The 23,018-nt window shown below is 55.7% G+C and carries 19 protein-coding genes and 2 pseudogenes; 7 read left to right on the top strand and 14 right to left on the bottom strand.

Features of this window, described 5'->3' with window-relative positions; all coding sequences use genetic code 11:
• Positions 1–23: 23 nt before the first annotated feature.
• On the bottom strand, positions 24–1,637 hold the full coding sequence (locus tag AC27VJ_RS08560) for an ABC transporter substrate-binding protein (protein WP_488683646.1): 1,614 nt from the start codon (positions 1,635–1,637) through the stop codon (positions 24–26).
• Positions 1,638–1,741: 104 nt separating this feature from the next.
• On the opposite strand from AC27VJ_RS08560, the gene AC27VJ_RS08555 reads away from it, so the two are divergent.
• Entirely contained in the window at positions 1,742–2,734 is a 993-nt protein-coding gene (locus tag AC27VJ_RS08555; protein WP_488683645.1) for a LysR family transcriptional regulator, read from the top strand.
• Between the two features lie 37 nt (positions 2,735–2,771).
• On the opposite strand, the gene AC27VJ_RS08550 is transcribed toward AC27VJ_RS08555, so the two are convergent.
• The 12 genes and pseudogenes from AC27VJ_RS08550 to AC27VJ_RS08495 form a co-directional block, all read right to left on the bottom strand.
• Complete coding sequence (locus tag AC27VJ_RS08550; RefSeq protein WP_488683644.1) at positions 2,772–3,464, bottom strand: ParA family protein; 693 nt, start codon at positions 3,462–3,464, stop codon at positions 2,772–2,774.
• Between the two features lie 119 nt (positions 3,465–3,583).
• Positions 3,584–4,669, bottom strand: a complete 1,086-nt coding sequence (locus AC27VJ_RS08545) for a protein-glutamate methylesterase/protein-glutamine glutaminase (protein WP_488683643.1) — start codon at positions 4,667–4,669, stop codon at positions 3,584–3,586.
• 9 nt (positions 4,670–4,678) lie between these two features.
• Complete coding sequence (locus tag AC27VJ_RS08540; RefSeq protein ID WP_488683807.1) at positions 4,679–5,506, bottom strand: CheR family methyltransferase; 828 nt, start codon at positions 5,504–5,506, stop codon at positions 4,679–4,681.
• A 35-nt stretch (positions 5,507–5,541) separates the two neighbouring features.
• Entirely contained in the window at positions 5,542–6,036 is a 495-nt protein-coding gene (locus AC27VJ_RS08535) for a chemotaxis protein CheW (protein ID WP_113086666.1), read from the bottom strand.
• Between the two features lie 3 nt (positions 6,037–6,039).
• Positions 6,040–7,728, bottom strand: a complete 1,689-nt coding sequence (locus tag AC27VJ_RS08530) for a methyl-accepting chemotaxis protein (protein ID WP_488683642.1) — start codon at positions 7,726–7,728, stop codon at positions 6,040–6,042.
• Positions 7,729–8,106: 378 nt separating this feature from the next.
• Positions 8,107–9,259: pseudogene (locus AC27VJ_RS08525) on the bottom strand (methyl-accepting chemotaxis protein); the annotation flags it as partial.
• Positions 9,260–9,343: 84 nt separating this feature from the next.
• Positions 9,344–9,772, bottom strand: a pseudogene (locus AC27VJ_RS08520) (MCP four helix bundle domain-containing protein); the annotation flags it as partial.
• Positions 9,773–9,938: 166 nt separating this feature from the next.
• Positions 9,939–11,753, bottom strand: a complete 1,815-nt coding sequence (locus tag AC27VJ_RS08515; protein WP_488683641.1) for a methyl-accepting chemotaxis protein — start codon at positions 11,751–11,753, stop codon at positions 9,939–9,941.
• A gap of 11 nt (positions 11,754–11,764) precedes the next feature.
• Positions 11,765–12,295, bottom strand: a complete 531-nt coding sequence (locus AC27VJ_RS08510) for a chemotaxis protein CheW (RefSeq protein ID WP_353577142.1) — start codon at positions 12,293–12,295, stop codon at positions 11,765–11,767.
• Positions 12,292–14,283 (bottom strand): chemotaxis protein CheA, encoded by a 1,992-nt coding sequence (locus AC27VJ_RS08505; protein WP_488683640.1) that lies wholly within the window; start codon positions 14,281–14,283, stop codon positions 12,292–12,294. The genes AC27VJ_RS08510 and AC27VJ_RS08505 overlap by 4 nt, the downstream gene beginning before the upstream one ends.
• On the bottom strand, positions 14,280–14,648 hold the full coding sequence (locus AC27VJ_RS08500) for a response regulator (protein WP_113086660.1): 369 nt from the start codon (positions 14,646–14,648) through the stop codon (positions 14,280–14,282). Before AC27VJ_RS08500 ends, AC27VJ_RS08505 begins: the two co-directional genes overlap by 4 nt.
• A complete protein-coding gene (locus tag AC27VJ_RS08495; RefSeq protein ID WP_113086659.1) occupies positions 14,645–14,959 on the bottom strand; it encodes an STAS domain-containing protein in 315 nt (104 codons plus the stop codon). Before AC27VJ_RS08495 ends, AC27VJ_RS08500 begins: the two co-directional genes overlap by 4 nt.
• 864 nt (positions 14,960–15,823) lie before the next feature.
• Here AC27VJ_RS08495 and AC27VJ_RS08490 point away from each other — a divergent pair.
• From AC27VJ_RS08490 to AC27VJ_RS08465, 6 genes are all read left to right on the top strand, one after another.
• Entirely contained in the window at positions 15,824–17,059 is a 1,236-nt protein-coding gene (locus AC27VJ_RS08490; RefSeq protein ID WP_113086658.1) for an ABC transporter substrate-binding protein, read from the top strand.
• Positions 17,060–17,211: 152 nt separating this feature from the next.
• Positions 17,212–18,114 (top strand): carbohydrate ABC transporter permease, encoded by a 903-nt coding sequence (locus AC27VJ_RS08485; RefSeq protein WP_113086657.1) that lies wholly within the window; start codon positions 17,212–17,214, stop codon positions 18,112–18,114.
• Positions 18,107–19,048: a carbohydrate ABC transporter permease gene (locus tag AC27VJ_RS08480; RefSeq protein WP_488683639.1), complete on the top strand. Its 942-nt coding sequence runs from the start codon at positions 18,107–18,109 to the stop codon at positions 19,046–19,048. Before AC27VJ_RS08485 ends, AC27VJ_RS08480 begins: the two co-directional genes overlap by 8 nt.
• A gap of 5 nt (positions 19,049–19,053) precedes the next feature.
• Positions 19,054–20,142, top strand: coding sequence for an ABC transporter ATP-binding protein (locus AC27VJ_RS08475; protein ID WP_488683638.1), 1,089 nt, complete (start codon positions 19,054–19,056; stop codon positions 20,140–20,142).
• A 48-nt stretch (positions 20,143–20,190) separates the two neighbouring features.
• The gene (locus tag AC27VJ_RS08470) at positions 20,191–20,952 is read left to right on the top strand and encodes a sugar phosphate isomerase/epimerase family protein (RefSeq protein ID WP_488683637.1); all 762 of its coding nucleotides are present in this window, start codon (positions 20,191–20,193) and stop codon (positions 20,950–20,952) included.
• Positions 20,953–20,974: 22 nt separating this feature from the next.
• Positions 20,975–22,108: a Gfo/Idh/MocA family protein gene (locus AC27VJ_RS08465; protein ID WP_488683636.1), complete on the top strand. Its 1,134-nt coding sequence runs from the start codon at positions 20,975–20,977 to the stop codon at positions 22,106–22,108.
• 39 nt (positions 22,109–22,147) lie between these two features.
• On the opposite strand, the gene AC27VJ_RS08460 is transcribed toward AC27VJ_RS08465, so the two are convergent.
• The gene (locus AC27VJ_RS08460; protein ID WP_488683806.1) at positions 22,148–22,957 is read right to left on the bottom strand and encodes an endonuclease/exonuclease/phosphatase family protein; all 810 of its coding nucleotides are present in this window, start codon (positions 22,955–22,957) and stop codon (positions 22,148–22,150) included.
• Positions 22,958–23,018 lie beyond the last annotated feature (61 nt).

Here is a 23,018-nt window from a genome sequence, read left to right as displayed (position 1 = left end):
CTCTCTTCTTGGTTCGGAAGGCCTTATTGGCCAGCGGTCTTGGTGACCCAGTAGAAGCGGAAGTCGTTATCGGCGCGCTGAACCACCTTCACGTTCTTGGCAACACCCCAGGCCAGCGTCTGCTGGTGAAGCGGCACATAGGCCACTTCCTGTTCCTGGCCAATTTTGTAGGCTTCGGCGATCATGTCGTTGCGCTTGGTCTCGTTCGGCTCGCTGCTGATTTTTTCGATCAGAGCATCGACCTTCGGATTGCAATAATTGCCGACATTGTTGCCGCCGCCGTTGCCCTTTTCATCCCGGCAACGGAAGAGGTCACGCAGAACGCCGACACTGCCAGAGCCATTGGTCTGCCAACCAAGCAGATAGAAGGACGTGTCGTATCCACCGCTTGCGAAGATGCGGCTGAAATAGGTGGCCTTTGGTTCTGCGTTGAGATTGACCTTGATTCCGATCTTGGACAGCATCGGCACAATAGACTGGCAGATCTTCTCGTCGTTGACATAGCGGTCATTGGGGCAATCGAGCTGAACCGTAAAGCCATCGGGATAACCTGCCTCGGTCAGCAGCGCCTTGGCACCGTCAACGTCATAGGCGGGGCGCTTGAACTGATCGGCAAGCGGGAACAACTCCTTGGCAACCATCAGCGATGCTGGAGCTGCGGCTCCGCGCATGACTTTCTGAACGATAGCGTCTTCATTGATCGCCTTGTAGACGGCCATCTTGACCCGCGAATCCTTGAAGGGATTGCCCTTCGTCAGCGAAGATCGCGGCAATACATCGGAATGCTGGTCGAAGCCGAGATAGATGACGCGGACTTCAGGGCCTTGCAGGGCGGTTGCCTTGCCGCTGTTGTTGATCCGGTCAACATCCTGAAGCGGCGCGGGTTCGATCATATCGACTTCGCCCGAGAGGAGTGCGGCCACTCGCGTAGCGCCGGAGCTGATAGGTGTAAACACGACCTGATCCAGATTGTGGACCGGCTTGCCCCACCAATTCGGATTCGGAACCCATTCGGTCTTTACGCCCGGCAGGTGGGAAACCAGCTTGAATGGGCCTGTCCCGTTGGCATTCAGAGCCATGTAGGATGGTGCGGTGCCGCCGACTTTGACGTCCTTGCCGTCGTGAGCTTCTGCCCAGGATTTGGAAACGATGTACCACGTATCCCACACTGCATCGAGCAGCGGCGAAGGCTCGGGCGTGGTTACGGTAACCGTGTGGTCATCGACCTTGGTGAAAACGGCATCAGCAGGAACGCGGCTCTTGAGGTCGGACCCCGACGAGCGAACGCGATCGGCGGAGAAAATGACGTCGTCTGCGGTGAAGGGTGAACCATCCTGGAACGTCACACCCTTGCGCAGGTGGAAGGTCCAGATGCGGGCGTCTTCGGAAACATCCCAGCTTTCGGCAAGCGCTGGCACAAGTTTCAGATCGGGGTCACGCGCGACAAGACCTTCATACATGCTGCCGATCATGGCGAGCGAGAAGGTTTCGGAAAGCGCATAAGGATCAAGGGATTTCAGGTCGCTCTGGTTGGCAAAGCGAAAGACATTGTCTGCGGCAAAGCTTTGGGCTGGCAATGATAAAAACGTTGCACCTGCAACGACGACTGCACTGGCAAGCAGGGATTTCAGTTTCACGCGAACCTCCTCTGAAGGTAATTGGCTTATTGGTCCTGAAGGCATCGACGTGCGGCGCCGGACACGCAAGCTATCCTTAACTGGAATGTTGCAATCAATAGCAATTGGCGCAACAATATGTCGCTGAATTCGGCACATTGGAAAGATTTGAGATGATTGACGCAGCCCGGCTACGCTATTTGTTCTTAACGCACCTTTATGGCGGTATCCGCCCTGCGTCAGAGCGGCTGGATGTTTCACCGTCTACGGTCAGTCGTCAGATCGCCCAACTGGAATCGGATATTGGCCTAACATTGCTTGAAAAGCGCGGTCGCAACGTGGTGATGAACGAGATTGGCCTCAGCCTGTGTGAATATTACCGGCAACAGCAATCCGCGGAAATGGAGTTGCAGGAGCGCCTGGAGAGCTTTCGCCACTCACGCCGCACACGTCTTAGAATTTCCATAGGGGAGGGCTTCGCACACTGGCTGATGGAAGCGCCGATGCGTCAGTTCAATGAAACCTATCCCCATATTGATTTGGAAGTGATGATCCATCCCACTCAGGAAGCCGTTCATGCCCTGCTGGAGAATGCGGCCGATATCGCCGTCACTTATTTCGCTCCGAATGATAGGTCGCTGGTGTTTCATGCCCGCTCGGAAGTGCCGATTTGCGTTGTGGTGCAGCGCGATCATGAGCTCACCCGTCTTCAGCGATCACCGCGGTTGAGTGACACGATCCAATATCCGCATGCAATGCTGCTGCCGAGTTTTGGAGGGCGGCAGATCATCGACATGATTGCCCGTTCTGAGCAAATCACGTTGAGGCCTGCCCTTATTGCCAATTCCTACGGGGTGGCCTGTTCGTTCGTCGCGCTTGGGCAAGGCGTTTTTCTCATGCCTTACAGGCCGTCCCCGCAGCGCGAACTGAGTGACGAGTTGACGTTTCTTCCACTGGATTACCCCGCAAAGATCACATCCCACACGCAGGTCATCACGCGGCGTGGAAAACACCTTGCCGAACACGCGCGGTTTCTCCTGAAATCGATTATCGATACAGGCGAATTTGAACTTCCCGAAAGTTCTGGAAAAGACGAGCCGGTTCTAGTCGACGCTTAAGTCTAGCCAGCAAAGGGTGTGCCCGATCCGGCGAACCTCAAGCCGCCGAGGAATATCTCGCGATTGACTGCGATGGCAGAAGCCTCAGAACGTCTTCGGCAAATGCGTTTGCATTTTGCAGGGCTTTGTCGAGGTTGCTGACCTGAGAAGGGCTCATCATGTGAAGGTAGCCGCCGAATTCGAACATGTCCCGGAAGGCGGCGCGTTCGATGATGGGGGTGTTCAGCACATTCACGTCGCGTTTTGCCAAGAGTGCCTTTGCAGCCAGTAGCGCCCGTGTCGTGACCATGGAGTTGACGCGGGAAAGGACGACGGAGTGGGGGATTTTGATGGAGGCGCGGTCGTCGAGATAGCGGAGGAGTTCAAGAACCTGTGCGCCGCCCTGTGCATCCATGGTGCTTCCCTGAACGGGTATCAGCACATGGTTTGAAAGGCCGACCGCTGTTGCGAGAAGGGGAGACTGGGCGCCGGGGAGATCGATGATGACGTGGTCGAATTTTCTGCGGTTGTCCAGAACATGCTGCTGCAGGCTGGATGCGGAAACATAGGTGATGACGGAGAGATCGACACGATAGTCGGCTGCTTCCCGCCATTTGGAAAGCCAGCGCTGCGGATCGGTATCGATAACGCAAATCTTCAGCCCGCGACGTGCCAGTTCCGAAGCCAGCAGCAGAACTGCCGTCGTTTTGCCAGCGCCGCCCTTAGTATTTGCGAAAGTAATAACCGCCATAACCATATCCCGTAATGGGTGCGGCGCTCATCGCCCATGTGATGCGCCAGAATCATGGCGCTCATCAATCATTAACCAATATGGTTAACAGGGACTGAAGATTGCAGGGCTACTTCCGGTCAGCGGCGGCGGTCTTCCGAGAGGATTTCACGGGCGATATGATCTAGCGGAACGGTTTTATCGACGCCGCCGTGCGCAATCGCTTCCTTGGGCATGCCAAAGACAACGGACGAAGCCTCGTCCTGCGCGACGGTGAAAGCACCAGCCTGATGCATTTCAAGCATCCCACGCGCGCCATCATCACCCATTCCCGTCATGATCACACCCATAGCGTTGGAGCCTGCGGAGCGAGCAGCCGAACGGAAAAGCACATCCACCGATGGGCGGTGACGGGAGACCAGGGGGCCGTTTCGAACGGAAACATAATAGCGCGCGCCCTGCCGTTCCAGCAGCATGTGCTTGTCGCCGGGAGCGATTAGCACATGACCGCGCAGAACTGGATCGCCATCCTCCGCTTCCTTGATTTCGACTTCACAAAGCGTGTTCAGGCGTCTGGCAAAAGCGGCGGTGAATTTTTCCGGCATATGCTGGACGATGACCATGCCCGGCGAATTGGCAGGCAGTTTTTCCAGCATCTCACGCAAGGCTTCCGTTCCGCCGGTAGAGGCCCCAACGCAGACGACCATTTCTGTCGTTCGCGCCATAGCTCGGCCCGAGGGCGGGGGCAGAACGGCATCTGCGGTCAGTTTGGCCTGCGGGCCGCTCGCAGCCGCAGACCGGGCGGCCTTGACACCCGTTACCCGCGCATGGGCAGCACTTTTCACGACTTCGCAAATGCGCAGGGCCGATTCTGCTAGATGATCGGCAGCGCCGATGCGTGGTTTCAGAATGATGTCTACGGCCCCGGCTTCCAGTGCCTGAAGCAGGGTTTCCGAGCCCGCTTCTGTCAGTGACGAACACATGACCACGGGGATTGGATGTTGCGACATGATTTTTCGCAGAAAGGTAATGCCGTCCATTCGCGGCATTTCCACATCCAGCGTGATCACATCAGGCAGATCTTCCTGTATCTTCTTGGCGGCCATATAGGGATCGGATGCTGCGCCGATCACCTCTATGGCAGGGTCGGCCTGAAGCACTGCCGTCAGTGTCTGACGCACACTGGCAGAATCATCGACAATCAGGACACGCGTTTTTTTCACCATGTTACGCCATTACTGTTTCATAAATACGGTATTGGCAACCTGCTTGACGGGAAGACTGATGCCGGTCACGCTTTCGGAATGGCCGATCAGAAGATAGCCGCCGGGCATCAGGCATTTGCACAGCTGGGTCAGCACATGCGCCTGCGTCTTCTTGTCAAAGTAGATCAATACGTTTCGGCAGAAAATGATCTGATAAGCATCGCCCACATCATAGCTGGGGTTCATGAGGTTGAGCCTGGCGAAACCGACTTTCGAACGCAGCTTCGGTGTTATGCGCACCTCGTCGCGCTGCTTGTCTCTCGCAGACATCACGTATTTTCGTGCGAGATCCGAGGGGACGGGTTCGACCAGATCTCTGGCATAGATGCCGCTATGCGCCTTTTTCAGCACATCTGTGGAAAGGTCGGTTGCGAGAATGCTGTAATCAGAAATTACTTTTTTCTCGACAGCCTCAGCCATGACCATGGCCATGGTATAGGGTTCCGCTCCGGTCGAACAGGCGGCACTCCAGGCCCGAATGCGCTGATGCCCCTTGTCCGCCAAGGCGGGCATGGCGACCTGTTCCATAAAGTCGAAATGGTTCGGTTCGCGGAAAAAGTCGGTTTTATTGGTCGTCACCACATCGATGAGGAATACGGATTCCGTTTCCATACCGCCATGGCGAAAGAGAAAATCGCAATAGGCGCTGAAACTTGGGCAGCCAGTGGCCCTCAGCCGTTTGCGCAAGCGGCCTTCCAGCATGGAGCGCTTGCTGTCCGGCATTTTGATGCCGCAATAATTGTAAATGAACTCGGCAAGCTGACGAAAATCTCGCGAACTCAGATTGTCGTCGAACATACTGTAAGCGGGGGCATTCAAATGTCTTTACTCCATTAAGCAGCGCGAACAGGGCCATTGTTGATTTGGGCAAGGCTACCGGCCTCGCTGGAGAAAAGCTCGGCAAGGTCGATGATGACGACAAAGTCACCTTCGCGCCGTACCACGCCAGCGATGTAGGCCGAATTCCAGCGCACACCGATGTCAGGCGCGGTTTCGATGTTTTCGTGCCGGAAGGGGGTGACTTCAAAGACCTTGTCGGCCACCAGCCCCAGTGCCAGAAATTTGCCACCCACGGGAATGTCCAGCACCAGAATGCGGGTATGCGGCGTCTTGACCGTTCTGCTCATGCCAAGACGCAGGCGCAGGTCGATGACGGGCACGCCGTGTCCGCGCACATCCCTGAGACCCAGCAGGTAATCCGGCCCATGGGGGATTTTGAACGCCTCTTCATGGTCGAGAATTTCTCGCACGACATCGACGGGGACGGCGAAGACCTCCTCGCCGAGACTGAACGTTACATACTGGGTGTCAGAAGATGTGATAGCCATGGTTTAAGCGCTTTCCCGGAAATCCGCGTCGTTGGCATCAGGACCGCCCATGGACATGTCCAGTGCGAAACCCTTTGCGCGTTCCTGTTGTGTCCTCACGGTATGATCGTAGGTAGCCTTGCGAGCTGGTGCCTTCTGAGGCGCTCTATGCTGCTGGAATGCAGCCTGCTTTGCAGCAGGTGGTGTTGCACGACCATTGCTACGCTCGACCTTGAAGAAGGCGATGCTCGTCTGCAACTCTTCGGCCTGTGCTGCCAGTTCCTCGGATGTCGCGGACATTTCTTCAGACGCGCTGGTGTTCTGCTGTGTCACCTTGTCCAGCTGCTGGATCGCTTCGTTGATCTGGCCAGCACCAATGTCTTGCTCGCGGCAGGCTGCAGAAATCTCGGCAACCAGTTCTGCGGTCTTGCGAATATCCGGCACCAGACGGTTCAGCATTTCACCGGCATCGGCGGCAGCCTTTACCGTGTCGCTGGACATGGAGCTGATTTCCGCAGCGGCTGACTGGCTGCGCTCGGCAAGCTTGCGAACTTCTGAAGCAACGACCGCAAAGCCCTTGCCATGTTCACCGGCGCGTGCGGCTTCAACGGCTGCGTTCAGGGCGAGAAGGTCTGTCTGGCGCGCAATTTCCTGAACGATAGAAATCTTTTCAGCAATCGTGCGCATGGCGACAACGGCCCGTCCAACGGCGGCGCCACTGGCTTCCGCGTCCGTGGAGGACTGACGAGCGATCTTTTCCGTCTGTGCAGCGTTTTCAGCGTTCTGGCGAATATTGGCGGCCATCTGTTCCATCGAAGCGGATGCTTCTTCCGTGGAGGATGCCTGTTCGGTTGCACCCTGGGAGACCTGTTCGGAGCTTGCAGACAGTTCCTGGCTACCGGTGGAAACGTTCTCTGCAGCCGAGATGGAGTCTGAAACGACGCCGCGCAGACGCTCGATCATCGTGTTGACGTGTTCAAGAAGCGTGCCGATTTCATCGCGCGTGGTGATAACGGCCATGTTCGTAAGATCGCCTTCGGAAACATTGCGAACGGACGTGATCGCTTTGTTAAGGCCGCGGCTGATGGAGATGGAAATCAGGACTGCTGAAATCACAGAGATGATGGCGGCGACGACAGCGAGGCTGAGAAGTGTCGTGAAGGTGTTGTTGTAAGCGTCTTCGCTCAGCTTGTCAGATGCCGTAATACCTTCTTCCGTCAAGACGGCGAGGTTTTCGGTCATGGCATCGAGCTTTTCTGACGCAACAGTTCCGTCGTTCTGGTTGAGTTCCAGTGCCTGCTCACGATTGTTGGCTTTCACCAAATTGATGACGCGGTCCTGAAGGGCTGTGAAGTCACCCCAAAAATCGCGGATCTCAGCCCATTTCGGTTTGAACTCGTCAGACGCGCTCTGCTCGCCAGCTGTAAGGGCGTCTGTAAAGTTTTTGCGCTCGGTTTCGATCATCTTCAACGCGTTTTGCATGCGCTCAGACGATGTCGAAAGAAGCAAATCGCTTTCGGCAAGACCAAGGCCGTCGAACGCGCCTGCAATATCATTGGCGATGTCATCCTGACGGATCGGGCCACTGATCATGCTGTCCTTGAGACCGTCCATCTGTCTTAAGCCGTTAATGCCGAAGACAGCACATGCGCCCATAAGAAGGACGAGAAGTCCAAATATCAGGCCGAGTTTCAGTTTGATTGTGAGCCGCATGGTAGGTCCTCTATGCAACGATTGAGACGATGAACATCCGGGTGTTTGCCACCCCGAAATCGCGGCTTAAGTGATACACTCACTCTCCGCGACAGGTTGCACGACAGTCATCGTCGCATTGTTTCCAAGGGTTCGGAAAAGCTCTCCGAACCCTTTTTTTTAGTTGTTGTCACGCGCTTTCGCGGAAGTCGGCGTCGCTAGCATCCGGGCCGCCCATCGACATATCAAGCGCGAAACCCTTCGCGCGGGCCTGTTGTGCTTGAATGGACTGATCTGGACGGCTCGCGGCGGCTGTGGGCTTTGCTACGGCACGATGTGCAGGAGCAGCGGCGCGTGGGGCAGCATAGGTGTTTTGTGCCTGGCGCGCGTCGCTGCGCTCCACCCTGAAGAATGCAATGCTTGCCTGAAGTTCTTCTGCCTGCGCTGCCAGTTCTTCCGATGTTGCGGACATTTCTTCTGAAGCGCCAGAGTTCTGCTGAGTCACCTGATCGAGCTGCTGGATGGCTTCGTTGATCTGGCTTGCGCCAATATCCTGTTCGCGGCATGCGGCAGAAATTTCCGATACGAGTTCGGCAGTCTTGCGGATGTCCGGAACCAGACGGTTCAGCATTTCACCGGCTTCGGTCGCAACCTGAACCGTTTCGCCAGAGAGCGAAGAAATTTCAGCGGCTGCGGCCTGGCTGCGTTCTGCCAGCTTGCGGACTTCAGATGCGACGACCGCAAAGCCCTTACCATGTTCACCGGCGCGTGCGGCTTCAACGGCAGCATTCAGAGCGAGAAGGTCGGTCTGGCGGGCGATTTCCTGAACGATGGAAATCTTCTCGGCAATGGTGCGCATGGCGTGGACGGCGCGGCCAACAGCCTCGCCGCTGGCTTCGGCGTCCTTGGAAGACTGACGCGCAATCTTTTCTGTCTGGGCGGCGTTGTCGGCGTTCTGTTTGATGTTGGCGGCCATCTGTTCCATCGAAGCGGATGCTTCTTCGGCAGAGGACGCCTGTTCGGTTGCACCATGTGAAAGCTGTTCAGAGCTGGCAGACAGTTCCTGGCTGCCGGAAGAAACATTGTCGGCTGCCGACAGCGCATCGGCAACTACACCACGCAGGCGTTCGACCATACGCTGGAGCGCCATTCCCAGTGTATCCCTGTCGGAAAGTGGCTTTGGCGTAATCGTCAGATCGCCATTTGCGATGAGGTCGGCAACCTCAGAGGTTTTCCGCAGATTAACGACCATGCTGCGCATCGCCAGGCCGAGGGTGTCCTTGTCGGACAATGGCTTGACATCTTCCGACAAATCGCCAGCAGCAATCGTGTTGGCGACGTTGGCGGTAGCGCGCAGATTGGCGGTCATGACGTTCATGCTATCGACGAGATCTTTGATTTCGTCATTCGTTTTGATTTCGATATTCTGATCCAGATCGCCAATGGCAATATTGCGTGAGGCGAAGATTGCCTTGGAAAGGCCGCGGTTGATACCAAAGGCAATGAAGAATGCGGCTACAATTGCGATGACGATGGCTACTCCAGAGATCGTCGTGATCATCGTCCAGGTGTCGCTGTAAAGGGTGTTGGTGTCGGTATCGGCCTTTCTCATCTGGCCCTTGTTAGCTTCCACCCGCTGATCGATGATGCCGCCGATCTTGTCGCTGGCCTGGCGGCCTTCATTTTTCGCCATGGTCAAGCCAGCCTGCATATCGCCAGCACGGACAAGTTTGCGGATCTGGTCATCGATCTGGAAAAGATTGTTTCCAAGGGCTTCAACTTCGCGCCATTGCGCCCGACCCTCGTCTGTCGATGCTGCCTTTTCAAGCCATTCAACTTTTTCGAGGAATCCCTTGCGATATATATCGCTGTTTTGAATGGACTTTTCAGCGATGGTCAGGTTGTCGGCCGTTGTCATGTTCATTTGCGAACGGGTCAGGCGAAGCTGAATTCTGCCCACCTCTTGAGCCGCCTCAAGGCGAGCGGCTGGGCCAGCGATAAGATCGGTGATCGCGTTGTTGAGGTTGTTGAGGCTGTTTAACGAGTAAACTGACGTTCCGGCCATCATTAAAATGATGACACCAAATGCAATTGCTAGCTTAAGTTTGATGGTAAGGCGCATGAAACAGATCCTTTATAATACTATCTAAAATACAGCCCTCATCATAATTTGGCTGCCGATTGGGAACCCGCTTCGTAAAAATGAATACGAAGCGGGGATTATTTGGGCGTTACGCGCTTTCGCGGAAGTCAGCGTCGCCGGCATCCGGTCCGCCCATCGACATATCAAGCGCGAAACCCTTGGCGCGTGCCTGCTGTGACTGAACAGAATGATCTGGAGCCGGGCGACGCACTGGAGCCGACTTTGCGACGGGGCGAGGTGCGGGAGCCGCAGAGCGTGCAGGAGCCTGTGCCCTTGGAGCATGGCTCGCGCCAGCACGGTCCACCTTGAAGAAGGCGATGCTTGCCTGAAGCTCTTCTGCCTGTGCAGCCAGTTCTTCGGATGTTGCAGACATTTCTTCAGATGCACCGGAGTTCTGCTGCGTGACGAGATCGAGCTGCTGGATCGCTTCGTTGATCTGGCTGGCACCGATATCCTGCTCGCGGCATGCGGCAGAAATTTCCGATACGAGTTCGGCAGTCTTGCGGATGTCTGGAACCAGACGATTCAGCATTTCGCCAGCTTCGGTCGCGACCTGAACGGTTTCGCCAGAAAGCGAGGAGATTTCTGCGGCGGCAGCCTGACTGCGTTCGGCAAGCTTACGAACTTCAGATGCGACGACCGCAAAGCCCTTACCATGTTCACCGGCGCGTGCGGCTTCCACGGCAGCATTCAGAGCGAGAAGGTCGGTCTGGCGTGCGATTTCCTGAACGATGGAAATCTTCTCGGCAATGGTGCGCATGGCCGAAACAGCACGACCCACGGCTTCGCCACTGGCTTCCGCGTCCTTGGAAGACTGGCGAGCAATCTTCTCGGTCTGGGCGGCGTTATCGGCGTTCTGCTTGATGTTGGCAGCCATCTGCTCCATCGAAGCGGATGCTTCTTCGGCGGACGATGCCTGTTCGGTCGCACCCTGCGAAAGCTGTTCAGAGCTTGCAGACAGTTCCTGGCTACCCGAGGAGACGTTATCGGCGGCTGCGAGTGCATCGCCTACAACGCCACGCAGACGTTCGACCATTCGCTCCAGGGAAATGCCGAGTGTGTCCTTGTCGGAGAGCGGCTTCGGCGTGATCGTCAGATTGCCGTCTGCGATTTCGTTGGCAACACTTGCGGTATTGCGCAGATTTCCGGTCATGATGTTGATGCGATTGACCAGATCCTTGATCTCGTCATTGGTCTTGATATCGACATCCTGATTGAGGTCACCAACTGCGACGGCTTCGGCAACAACCATGATCTTGCGCAGGCCATTGCTGATGCCGACAGCGATCCAGAGTGCCGTGCCGATAGCAATAATGACGGCTGCTACAGATAAGGACGTCAGCAGCAAGCGGGTTTGCTCGTAGTCGTTATTGGCTGCCTGCTTGGCTTGATTGAGAAGGTCGCGGTTCAATTGCACGCGCCCGTCCAGTTTTTCCGTCAGCAGGTTTGCTGCGGCACGACCTTCACCAGAGGAATAGGCTGCCGCTGCGGCTGTGTCGCCCTGTTCCATATAGGCCCGGACGCGATCATCACTGGCATCGAAAGCCTTGGCAGCAGACTGCAGTTCGGCCCAGTCTCTACGTGTGTTTTCGCTGGCAGTCGCCTCCATGTCATCCATAATCTGATGCAGGCGCGCGCGGCTTTCGTCGCCGACTTGCTTGACTGTCTGTGCTTCGGCAGGTGTTTTGGAAAGGATCAGGTTTTTCTGAGCGCGTACTGTAACCAGAGACAAGGCGTTCATCTGGTGGGCCTTGTCGAGGCGAACAACGGTGCGTTCGACAACCTGATCCATGGCCGCTTTGGAGGCGCCCAAGCTGAGAATGCCGTAAGTTGCAGTTCCCGCAAGCATCAAGATCAGGAATCCGAACGCGACGGCTAGTTTCATTTTGATGGTGAATCGCATTTCAGAATTCCTTAGAGTTCTACGATGTTGTTGCGGGAAGTGCCTTTCACGGATGTGTCGGGCTGTGACGTGAAGATCGCATTGAGATTGGGAAGGATGACAAATTCGCTTCCGCGTTTGACGAGGCATTTGATGTAGTCCGGCCTCCACCGCATGCCGACGCTTGGCGGCTGCTCGCTGGCGGATTTGGAGAAGGTCGTGACCTCGTAAACCTTGTCCGTGCGCAGGCCGACCAGCGTCCGTTCGCCTTCAATCGGGAGTTCGATGACGATGATGCGGCTGTCGATGGTTTTTTCAGCAGCGCCCATGCCAAAGGCCAGACGGATATCGGCCAGTGGAATGACCTTGCCACGGAAATTGATGACGCTGGCCACGAATGGCTTGCTGCCTGGAACGGCGGTTTCAGGCAGGAGATCGAGGATTTCCTGAACCTGCACGGCTTCGATGGCAAAGGTTTCGCCTTCGATGCTGAAGGTCAGGACTTCAAGATCGTCGCTGCTGCCCCACACGTCTTCGGGCTGTTTCAAAAGGGGCTGGTTCATCCGGCAATACGCATTTGCGCCTCCTGGTGCTGGCCTGCGGCCACGAGGTGTCCGACATCGAGAATGAGGGCGACGCTGCCATCACCCAGAATGGTTGCGCCCGAGAAGGTCGCGACATCGTGGTGCAGTTTCGACATCGCCTTGATGACCGTCTGGTGGTCGCCGATGATCTGATCGACGACGAGACCGACACGCTCCGATCCGGTGGAGATGACGACGACTTTCTGGAACTGGTCGGGCTTGGTACCCGTATGGAAAAGCTCGCGAAGGCGAATGAATGGAACGAGACTTTCCCGCAGCGAAATGAACGACCGGCCACGCGACTTGACGTCATTTTCAGGAGAAAGCTCAAGGCATTCTTCCACCGCAGACAGCGGAATGACGTAGCAGCCGGAGCCCACCCGCACGAGGAGGCCGTCGATGATCGCCAGCGTAAGCGGAATGGCAAGCGTGATTTCCGAACCTGCGCCGGGCGTGCTGGTGACGTTGATCGTTCCGCGCAGGGCTTCGATGGTCTTCTTCACCACATCCATACCAACGCCGCGGCCGGACAGATTGGTGACCTGTGCAGCGGTTGAAAAACCGGGCTCGAAAATCATTTGCAGAAGTTCCTGATCCGTCAGTGTGGCGCCCGCTGCAACGAGGCCGGAGGATTCTGCCTTTGCCCGTACCCGCTGGCGATCAATCCCGCGACCGTCGTCACGAATGGTGATGGTCACATCGCCGCCGGTCTGCCGTGCGATCAGGGTTACCTGACCGGCAGGGCTCTTGCCCGCTGCAATACGTTCATCCGGTGTCTCAAGACCATGGTCGCAGGAATTGCGCACGAGATGCACGAGCGGATCGGCGAGACGTTCAATGACGGCCTTGTCGACTTCGGTGCTTTCACCTTCGGTCACAAGCTCGATCTGCTTGCCGGTTTCGCGTGCAAGATCGTGGACGAGGCGGCGGAAGCGTCCGAACAGCTGCGTGATGGGCACCATGCGAAGCACCATCATCGTGTCGCGAAGCTCGCCCGAAAGGCGTTCCACATCTTCCGAGACGGAGCGAAGCTGAATATCGACGCTGGTGTTGGCCAGCTGCGACAGACGCGACTGGGCAATGACGAGTTCGCCGACGCGGTCCATCAATTCATCAAGGCGCTCGGCGGGAACACGAACGTTTTCGGCGCTCTTATTCTGCTTGCCATCGGCGTTGGCCTGCGCGGCGGCAGGGTTTGCCTTGGCTGCTTCTTCAACCGGTGCCGGTGGCGGCACGATCTCGGTGGAGGGTGCAGGCTCGCTCGAGATTTTTTTGACGTCGATTTCCATGTCGTCCATGACGAAGATGAAAACGTCGTCGATGGCCGAGCGCGGCTGATCCGTCGTCAGCGTAACCGACCAGGACAGATAGAGGTTGGTCGGGTCGATCGTATCAAGCGCGGGAATGCCTGCCGTGTTCGCAGCAATCGTGCACTCTCCAAGCTCTGCCAGTTCGTCTAGAAGGCCTAGCGGGTTGGTGCCGTTGGCCATGGCATTGGCAGGCAGGCTGAAGTCGATCTGCCATGTAGCGACGGATGGTTCGTCAGCCTTGGCGATTGTGACTTTCTGGGACGTATGCTGGACAGTGCTTGCGCCAGTGCCGACTGCTGCTTCCAGCTTTGCGAGCAGGCGATCACCCGTCTCAGGAAAAGCGGTTGCAGGATTGTCGACGAGGCGGCGCATGTGATCCTGCGCCTCAAGGACGGCTGCGATCAGTTCACTGGTCGCAGGAACTTCGCCTTTGCGCACGCGGTCGAATGCGGTTTCGCAATGGTGGGTAAAGGCGGCCAATGCCTCGAAACCGAACATGGCTCCGGACCCCTTTAGGGTATGCAGGCCGCGGAATACGGCGTCGATCTGCCCTTGATTGGACAGGTCATGCAACAGGTCGAGCAGGCCGCTTTCGATCTGTTCGAAAAGCTCGGCTGCTTCTGTTCTGAAAACCTGAATGGGGTCCAGTATGGTCATCTACCAAGAACCTTCCTGACGATTTTGACGAGATTTTCCGGATCGAAAGGCTTGGTAACCCAGCCAGTGGCACCGGCGGCTTTGGCGCGCGCTTTCATATCCGCATCGGATTCCGTGGTCAGGAAGATGATAGGAATACCCGTATGCGCAGGCGATTGGCGCAGTGCCTCGATCATTTCCAGGCCGTTCATGTTCGGCATGTTGAGATCGGTAACGATGAGGTCGAACGAGCCGCCTTTTGCCTTGGTCAGACCATCTGCACCATCGACCGCTTCCGTGATCTGATATCCGGCATTCGTCAGGGCGATCTTCGTTGTCATTCTGATGCTTGCAGAATCATCGACGGTAAGAATGTTGGCGCTCATTGAATTTCCTTTCCATGCAGCCAGAAGAGGCGAGACGCCTCATCCATATTCGTGAGGAAACCACCGCGCCGAAGCGTATCGACAATGCCGGGAGAGGCTGGTTTCGTCAGTGTGATGTATTTGCCTTCCGTCCGGGCATAGACTCTGGATGCCTCGATGAGCTGGATGAAGCTCAGATCGGCCTGAGCATCGTCAGGAATATCGACGGTGATGGCTTTGTTCGTCTTCAAAGCGTCGAGGAGGCTTTCATGCACGGCAGCCGCGCCGCGTATGGAAAGCGAGGGAGGTAAAGAGAGCAGTTCTGGTGTCATCAGTTTTTCCTAAACATCCTCGATCGTCTTCGATTCTATTTTCGCGTGCATGCTGCTTGACGCCGGACGCGGTCCGGCGATCCTGCAATGGCTGCATTCTGGAGGCCTTGCGGCGGTAGGTCGGGTCTCAAGCGGAATGGCACGGGGCGGCGAGCACGAAGTGAAAGACAAGTCTTTCGCCACCAAAGTAAGTCTTTGGTAGAGCCCAATGAAATTCAGAAACGTCCACGACTTCGCCGTCCCTGCCAAAGCAAGAAAGCGTTCCAAATCGATACATTTTTTGAAATTCGAGTTGGCGTCATGCAACTCGTCACGATAGCGGCACACTCATGACCGTCGTCATTATGTGTTTTGCATAGCTATCATATTAGCTTATTGATATCGTTCGATTGGTTAAGGCAAGGTTAATTGCGGTTGCGATTAGTCGCACGTATTTTAAGAGTTGTGGCGATATTGCCTTAATTTATTGAAATCTTTTAAAAATATGTTTTTCACTACTTTTGATATACATCAAGTCTGAGTTTGGTTGTTTAAATTTGATTTGTATTGTCGGGTTTTTACAGCCGCTCCAATGCGGTGAAATCTGCTGCAATACATGTTTTCAATTTGAACTCCTCTTAAAATAGATGGGCGCACGATGATGGAATTTTAGAACCAGCGACCTCTCATCGTGTTTGTTGTGATCTCGGCTCGAATTCGCCTTCTTGCCACCACTGCTATAGCAATGCCGGGCCAAAGCATGCATCTAAAATGTTGATTTAATTTACTTATTGAGCGCACGGTTTTTTTATCGATCATGCTGTTGCAGAACCATGGTGTTTCGCATAGGTTTTTACGGCAACGTTTCAGTGAGGGAGGAGACTCATGCGCATTCGTTCTATTTTGGCCGCCCTGGCGGCTGGTGTCATGCTTCCGGCAGGTATAGCCGGAGCCACTGACCTTGAAGTGACGCACTGGTGGACATCGGGTGGTGAAGCCGCAGCGGTGGGAGAACTGGCCAAGGCGTTTGATGCAACTGGAAATAAATGGATCGATGGCGCAATTGCTGGTTCCGGTGGTACCGCAAGGCCAATTATGATCAGCCGCATCACCGGCGGTGACCCAATGGGTGCAACCCAATTCAACCATGGGCGTCAGGCAGAAGAACTCGTTCAGTCGGGTCTGATGCGGGATCTCACGGATGTTGCGGAAAAAGGTAACTGGAAAGAGGTCATCAAGCCGGCCAGTTTGCTGGATAGCTGCACTATAGATGGCAAGATTTACTGTGCGCCTGTCAATATTCACTCCTGGCAGTGGTTGTGGCTTTCCAATGCTGCATTCAAAAAGGCTGGCGTTGAAGTTCCGAAAAACTGGACTGAATTCATTGCCGCAGCTCCAGCGCTTCAAAAGGCTGGCATTCAGCCGCTCGCCCTGGGTGGGCAGGCTTGGCAGGCCAACGGTCTGTTCGACACGCTGATGATTTCGCTGGGTGGTAAAGATCTTTACGAAAAAGTCTATAAGGATAAAGACGCTGACGTCGCCGCTGGCGCGGACATGCAGAAAATCTTCGCTGCTGCCGATGAAGCCCGTAAACTGACCAAGGGTTCGAATGTTCAGGACTGGAACCAGGCAACCAACATGGTCATCACCGGTAAAGCCGGCGGTCAGATCATGGGCGATTGGGCGCAGGGCGAGTTTCAGCTTGCCAACCAGAAAGCTGGCACGGACTATACTTGCCTCCCAGGGCTAGGCCTCAATGAGTATTTGACGGCCAATGGCGACGCTTTCTATTTCCCGCTGCTGAAGGATGAAGCCAAGTCCAAGGCGCAGGAAGTTCTTGCCGAAGTCATTGTCGATCCCAAGACGCAGGTTGCGTTCAACCTGAAGAAGGGTTCCTTGCCGATCAGAGGCGATGTTGACCTTGGTGCGGCCAATGACTGCATGAAGAAGGGCTTGGCCATTCTGGCGAAGGGAAGTGTTCTTCCCAGCACCGATCAGCTGATTTCCGCCGACACGCAAAAGCAGAAGGAAGATTTGATGGCGGAGTTTTTCGCCAACGCATCTCTGACGGCTGAAGCGGCCCAGAAGCGTTTCGCTGACATCATCTCTTCTGCAGATTGATTGTACTGTCTGAACCGAGCGGTTCGCCTCACGGTTCAGACGCCTCCTTGCCAGACCTTAAAACGCTGTTGTGGCGTGTCTGGAAATGTGCCGCGGAATGGCTGCAAGCTACCCGCTGCACAATCAACCATTATGATTGATAGGGAGTGGTCATGGCAGTCAAAAGCCATTCTGGTCGTCCAAACCAGCTGTTCCGCAATCTGAATTCTAAGATTGCATCGATACCCATGATCCTGACCGCGATGGTCATCTTCCTGGGCGGAACGATCTGGACAGTCGTTTATTCCTTTACCAATTCCAAGCTGTTGCCGCGTGCGAACTTTATCGGCTTCGAGCAATATGAGCGTTTGTGGGCCGCACCGCGCTGGATCATTTCCATCCAGAACCTGGCCATTTACGGTATTCTTTCGTTGATCTTCAGCCTCGTCATTGGCTTCGTGCTGGCAGCGCTGATGGACCAGAAAATCCGGTTTGAAAATACGTTTCGAACGATCTTCCTTTACCCCTTTGCCTTGTCCTTCATCGTCACCGGTCTCGTCTGGCAATGGCTGTTGAACCCGGAGTTCGGCATCCAGTCCGTGGTGCGGTCTATGGGCTGGGAAAGCTTCACATTTGACCCGCTCTATAATTCTCAACTCGTTATCTACGGTATTCTGATTGCTGCGCTGTGGCAGGGAACGGGTCTTGTGATGTGCCTTATGCTGGCGGGTCTACGCGGCATCGATGAGGACATCTGGAAGGCGTCGCGAGTGGACGGCATTCCCATGTGGAAGACCTATATTCTCATCGTTATTCCCATGATGCGCCCCGTCTTCATCACCACGCTGGTCATCATCGCCAGCGGCATCGTCAAGGTCTACGATCTGGTTGTCGCGCAAACCAGCGGCGGTCCCGGCATCGCATCGGAAGTGCCTGCGAAATATGTCTATGACTACATGTTCCAGGCGCAGAATTTGGGGCAGGGCTTTGCCGCTTCCACCATGATGCTGCTCACCGTCGCCATCATTATCGTTCCATGGGCTTACCTCGAATTTGGAGGGCGCAAGCGTGGCTAATATCTCGACGCTCAACACCGTTGCTGCAGGCGTGGATGCCGTTTCGAACGACGTCAGCGGTCCGCGCGGACGCAAACCGCGCAAGCGCCTGTCCCGACGCAATATCATACTCTACGGCACGCTGACCGTTGCTGCTCTCTATTATCTGCTGCCGCTTTACGTGATGGTCGTTACATCGCTGAAGGGCATGCCGGAAATCCGCATGGGCAATATCTTCGCCCCACCGCTGGAAATCACCTTCGAACCTTGGGTCAAGGCCTGGGCCAATGCCTGCACGGGCTTGAACTGCGATGGCTTGTCGCGCGGTTTCTGGAACTCCGTGCGGATCATGATCCCGTCCACCATCGTATCGATCGTGATTGCCTCGGTCAGCGGTTATGCACTGGCGAACTGGAAGTTCAAAGGTTCGGAGCTCTTCTTCTCCATTCTCATCATCGGTGCGTTTATTCCCTATCAGGTTATGATTTATCCCATCGTGATCGTTCTGCGCGAACTGGGTATCTACGGCACGCTTACGGGACTTGTCATCGTTCATACGATTTTCGGCATGCCGATTCTCACGCTGCTGTTCCGCAACTACTTTGCCGGTCTGCCGGAGGAGTTGTTCAAGGCGGCGCGTATCGACGGTGCGAATTTCTGGCAAATCTATTTCCGTATCATGGCGCCCATGTCGCTGCCGATTTTCGTGGTGGCCATGATCTTGCAGGTTACCGGCATCTGGAACGACTTCCTGTTCGGCGTCGTCTTCACCAGACCAGAATATTACCCGATGACGGTTCAGCTCAACAATATCGTCAACTCGGTTCAAGGCGTGAAGGAATACAACGTCAACATGGCGGCAACCCTTCTCACCGGTGCCGTTCCGCTGTTCGTCTATTTCGTTTCAGGCAGACTTTTTGTCCGCGGCATCGCCGCAGGCGCAGTCAAGGGTTAAGCTTCATGAATAAAAGCGTCTCCATTCGCGACCTGTCTTTGTCATTCGGTGCGGTCAACGTGCTGACCGATCTCAATCTCGATATTTACGAAGGTGAGTTTCTCGTTCTTCTCGGCTCTTCCGGTTGCGGAAAATCCACATTGCTCAATTGCATCGCCGGACTTCTGGAGCCGACGGAAGGGCAGATATTCATCAAGGATCGCAACGTCACATGGGAAGAGCCGAAAGATCGCGGCATCGGTATGGTGTTCCAGTCTTACGCGCTCTACCCGCAGATGACGGTGGAAAAGAACCTGTCCTTCGGCCTGCAGGTGGCCAAAGTACCGAAGGATGAGATCGACCGGCGCGTGAAGCGCGCGGCGGGCATTCTCCAGATCGAGCCGCTGCTGAAAAGAAAGCCCGCCGAGCTTTCGGGCGGGCAGCGTCAGCGTGTCGCCATCGGCCGCGCATTGGTGCGCGACGTCGATGTGTTTCTGTTCGATGAGCCACTGTCCAACCTCGATGCAAAACTGCGCTCGGAACTGCGCGTGGAAATCAAACGGCTCCACCAGTCGCTGAAAAACACAATGATCTACGTCACGCATGATCAAATCGAAGCGCTGACGCTGGCAGACCGCATCGCCATCATGAAAAGTGGCGTCATCCAGCAGCTGGATGATCCAATTTCCATCTACAACAGGCCAAGGAACCTGTTCGTTGCCGGCTTCATCGGCTCCCCGTCCATGAACTTCCTGCGCGGCGAACTGGCTGAGAAAAACGGCAAGGTCGAATTCGTGGCCAATGGCGTCAGCTTCACCCTCGATGGCTATGATGCCTCCACGCCACTCACCGCAGGAACCCCTGCCGTTCTTGGCGTGCGTCCGGAGCATGTGCGGGTCGATAACGACATCACCGGCGGCGATATTCATGACGCCGTGGTCGACATCGAAGAGCCGATGGGTGCGGATAACCTTATCTGGCTCAAGCTTGCGGGTCACACGCTTTCGGTTCGCGTTGGCGGGCACCGGCGCTTCTCGCCCGGAACGAAGGTCAAGCTCGCCTTCGATATGTCCATGGCCTCACTGTTCGATGCGACGACGGAAGAGCGCATCTAAGACAACCCTTCATTCCACCAGACACCGTCCCAATGTCAGGAGAGACAGATGACGAAACTTGGCTTTCAACTTTACAGCGCGCGCAACTTCCCGCCGCTTTCGGATATTCTCAAGAAGCTCTCAGCGGCAGGCTACGCCCATGTCGAAGGCTTCGGCGGCATTTACGGCACGATGGACGATGCGGCCCTGAAAGCTCTGCGCAGCGATCTCGATGCCAACAATCTGACCATGCCGACCGGTCATTTCGGTTTGGACATGCTGGAGAAAGAACCCCAGAAAGCGCTGAACATCGCGAAAATCCTCGGCGTGGAAACGATCTATTGCCCGCACCTCATGCCGGATCAGCGCCCCACCGACGCTGCTGGCTGGCTGGCTTTCGGCAAGCGTCTTCAGGAAGTTGCCAAGCCCTACCGCGACGCAGGTTTGGCATTTGGCTGGCACAATCATGACTTCGAATTCGTGAAGCTGGAAGACGGCTCCACACCACAGGAGCAAATCTTTGCAGGCGGCCCTGAGCTGGAGTGGGAAGCGGACATTGCCTGGATCATTCGCGGCAAAGCCGATCCCCTTGAATGGATTGAGCGTTACGCCAGCCGCATCACGGCTGTGCATGTGAAGGACATCGCACTAGCCGGTGAAAATACGGATGAAGACGGCTGGGCGGATGTTGGCCACGGCACGGTGGACTGGAAAGGTCTTGTCGATGTGCTGAAGAAAACCGCCGTCAAATATTATGTCGTCGAACATGACAATCCGAAGGATGTCGACCGTTTGATCACCCGATCGATCGCATCCTTCAACAGCTACTAATCCAAAATCCGGAGTGACATTCATGGCCAAGGAACTTGGCGTCGGCATCATTGGATGCGGCAATATCTCAACGACCTATTTTTCGCTCTCCCCGCTCTTCAGGGGTCTGAAAGTTCTGGCCTGTGCAGACCTTAACCGCAGTGCGGCAGAGCTGAGAGCCGAAGAATACGGTGTCAAAGCGCAATCCATCGAGGAACTGCTTCAGAACGACGAAATCGATGTGGTGGTGAACCTCACCATTCCATCCGCCCACTTCGCGGTCTCCAAGGCCATTCTCGAAGCGGGCAAACATGTCTACTCGGAAAAGCCGCTTGTGCTTACGCTGGAAGAAGGCGAAGAACTGCGGCGTATCGCGACGGAAAAGAAGCTCGCCGTCGGTTGCGCACCGGATACGTTCCTCGGTGGCGCGCATCAGCTTGCGCGGAAATATATCGATGAAGGCAAGGTTGGGCGCATCACGTCCGGCACATGCCATGTCATGAGCCCCGGCATGGAAATGTGGCACCCCAATCCCGGCTTCTTCTTTCTCGCCGGTGGCGGCCCGATCCTCGATCTTGGTCCCTATTACGTCGCCAATCTCATCAATTTGATCGGCCCGGTCAAACGCGTTGGTGCTTTGACCTCCATGGCGAATCCAACCCGTACCGTCACCAGCCAGCCGCTGAACGGGCAGATCATTCCAGTCGAAACGCCGACCAATATCCACGCACTTCTGGAATTCGTAAATGGCGCGACGATCACGCTGTCAGCCAGCTGGGATGTCTGGTCTCATCGCCACGCCAATATGGAGCTCTATGGCACTGAAGGTTCGATTTATGTGCCGGACCCCAACTTCTTCGGCGGTGTTGTCGAGGCCAGTGGTCGCGATAAGGACATCAAGCCGCTCGAAAACTGGGATCATCCCTTCGGCATAGCCAATCAGGAAAGCCCGCAGGGCGCGCGCGCAAACTATCGCACGGCAGGCCTTGCAGACATGGCCATTGCATTGACCGAGGGACGCGATGCACGGTGCTCGCTGGATCGTTCGCTGCACGGTATCGATGTGATGACATCGATCCTGAAATCGGGTGAAGAGGGTCGATTCATCGAGTTGACCACCACCTGCACCCAGCCGGCGGCATTGGGCATCGAAGAAGCAAAATCGCTGCTTCGCTAATGGCTAAAAAAGGCGGGCGCAGTTGGCTGCCCCGCCTTTTCAGGCGGTAAGAATATCGGTCCGGATAGCGGCTTTCAGCGGCAGATGGTCGGATGCGATGCGTGACAGCGCGCTATCATGCGCTGTCACATTACCGATCAGGCCAACGCGGTTGGAAATGATCCTGTCCAGTGCCAAGACCGGCATGCCGGATGGAAAGCTTGGAACGGCGGGCGGTAGCGTGCCAAAAGCTTCGCGGAATGTATTGAGGGAAGAGCCATTCCCCAATCGCCACTCGTTGAGATCGCCCAGCAGGATGGTCGGCTGCTCGTCTCTCGTGTTTAGCAGTTCCACCAACGCTTTTGCCTGTTGCGCGCGCGAGTGGCGAAGCAGACCAAAATGTGCAGCGATGATGCGCAGCGTTCCGCCCAGCTTCAGTTCCAGTTCTGCCACCAGCGCCCCGCGAGGTTCCAGACCGGGAAGCTTGAGGCGGTGCACGTCGCGAACGGCACCTTCCTTAAACAGAACGACATTGCCGTGCCAGCCATGCGCCTTCGTGCCAGCCGCAATGGGAACCGGAACAAGTCCGCAATCCCGCTCCAGTCTGATAAGATCGAGCAGGCCAGTACGTTCGCCGAAACGGCTGTCGGCTTCCTGTAAGGCTATGATGTCGGCACCGATTTCCTGAATGACGTGGCAGATACGATCCGGATCGAATTTGCGATCCCGCCCGACACATTTATGGACATTGTAGGATGCAATAACGGGAAAGCCCTCTTCGCTGCATGTGTCGCTTTCACTCTGACGTTTCTTGCGATTGCGAAAGGATGTGATGAGAACCGAGGAAAGGCTTTCAGGTTTCGTGCGCATCATTTTCTTGTCTCGCATCAAAAATCCTCATTCCTCAATCACTTCAGCCGATTTCGCAAAG

This window comes from Agrobacterium sp. 20P9.1.2, from assembly GCF_057799395.1.
The sequence above is the reverse complement of the archived record's forward strand: the minus strand, read 5'-3'. Positions and strand labels throughout refer to the sequence as shown.

Excerpts from the sequence above, each read along its gene's own strand:
- AC27VJ_RS08550 (WP_488683644.1), bottom strand. The coding sequence starts at position 3,464 with ATGGCGGTTATTACTTTCGCAAATACTAAGGGCGGCGCTGGCAAAACG.
- AC27VJ_RS08545 (WP_488683643.1), bottom strand. The coding sequence starts at position 4,669 with ATGGTGAAAAAAACGCGTGTCCTGATTGTCGATGATTCTGCCAGTGTG.
- AC27VJ_RS08540 (WP_488683807.1), bottom strand. The coding sequence starts at position 5,506 with ATGTTCGACGACAATCTGAGTTCGCGAGATTTTCGTCAGCTTGCCGAG.
- AC27VJ_RS08535 (WP_113086666.1), bottom strand. The coding sequence starts at position 6,036 with ATGGCTATCACATCTTCTGACACCCAGTATGTAACGTTCAGTCTCGGC.
- AC27VJ_RS08530 (WP_488683642.1), bottom strand. The coding sequence starts at position 7,728 with ATGCGGCTCACAATCAAACTGAAACTCGGCCTGATATTTGGACTTCTC.
- AC27VJ_RS08515 (WP_488683641.1), bottom strand. The coding sequence starts at position 11,753 with ATGCGATTCACCATCAAAATGAAACTAGCCGTCGCGTTCGGATTCCTG.
- AC27VJ_RS08510 (WP_353577142.1), bottom strand. The coding sequence starts at position 12,295 with ATGAACCAGCCCCTTTTGAAACAGCCCGAAGACGTGTGGGGCAGCAGC.
- AC27VJ_RS08505 (WP_488683640.1), bottom strand. The coding sequence starts at position 14,283 with ATGACCATACTGGACCCCATTCAGGTTTTCAGAACAGAAGCAGCCGAG.
- AC27VJ_RS08500 (WP_113086660.1), bottom strand. The coding sequence starts at position 14,648 with ATGAGCGCCAACATTCTTACCGTCGATGATTCTGCAAGCATCAGAATG.
- AC27VJ_RS08495 (WP_113086659.1), bottom strand. The coding sequence starts at position 14,959 with ATGACACCAGAACTGCTCTCTTTACCTCCCTCGCTTTCCATACGCGGC.
- AC27VJ_RS08490 (WP_113086658.1), top strand. The coding sequence starts at position 15,824 with ATGCGCATTCGTTCTATTTTGGCCGCCCTGGCGGCTGGTGTCATGCTT.
- AC27VJ_RS08485 (WP_113086657.1), top strand. The coding sequence starts at position 17,212 with ATGGCAGTCAAAAGCCATTCTGGTCGTCCAAACCAGCTGTTCCGCAAT.
- AC27VJ_RS08475 (WP_488683638.1), top strand. The coding sequence starts at position 19,054 with ATGAATAAAAGCGTCTCCATTCGCGACCTGTCTTTGTCATTCGGTGCG.
- AC27VJ_RS08470 (WP_488683637.1), top strand. The coding sequence starts at position 20,191 with ATGACGAAACTTGGCTTTCAACTTTACAGCGCGCGCAACTTCCCGCCG.
- AC27VJ_RS08465 (WP_488683636.1), top strand. The coding sequence starts at position 20,975 with ATGGCCAAGGAACTTGGCGTCGGCATCATTGGATGCGGCAATATCTCA.
- AC27VJ_RS08460 (WP_488683806.1), bottom strand. The coding sequence starts at position 22,957 with ATGCGCACGAAACCTGAAAGCCTTTCCTCGGTTCTCATCACATCCTTT.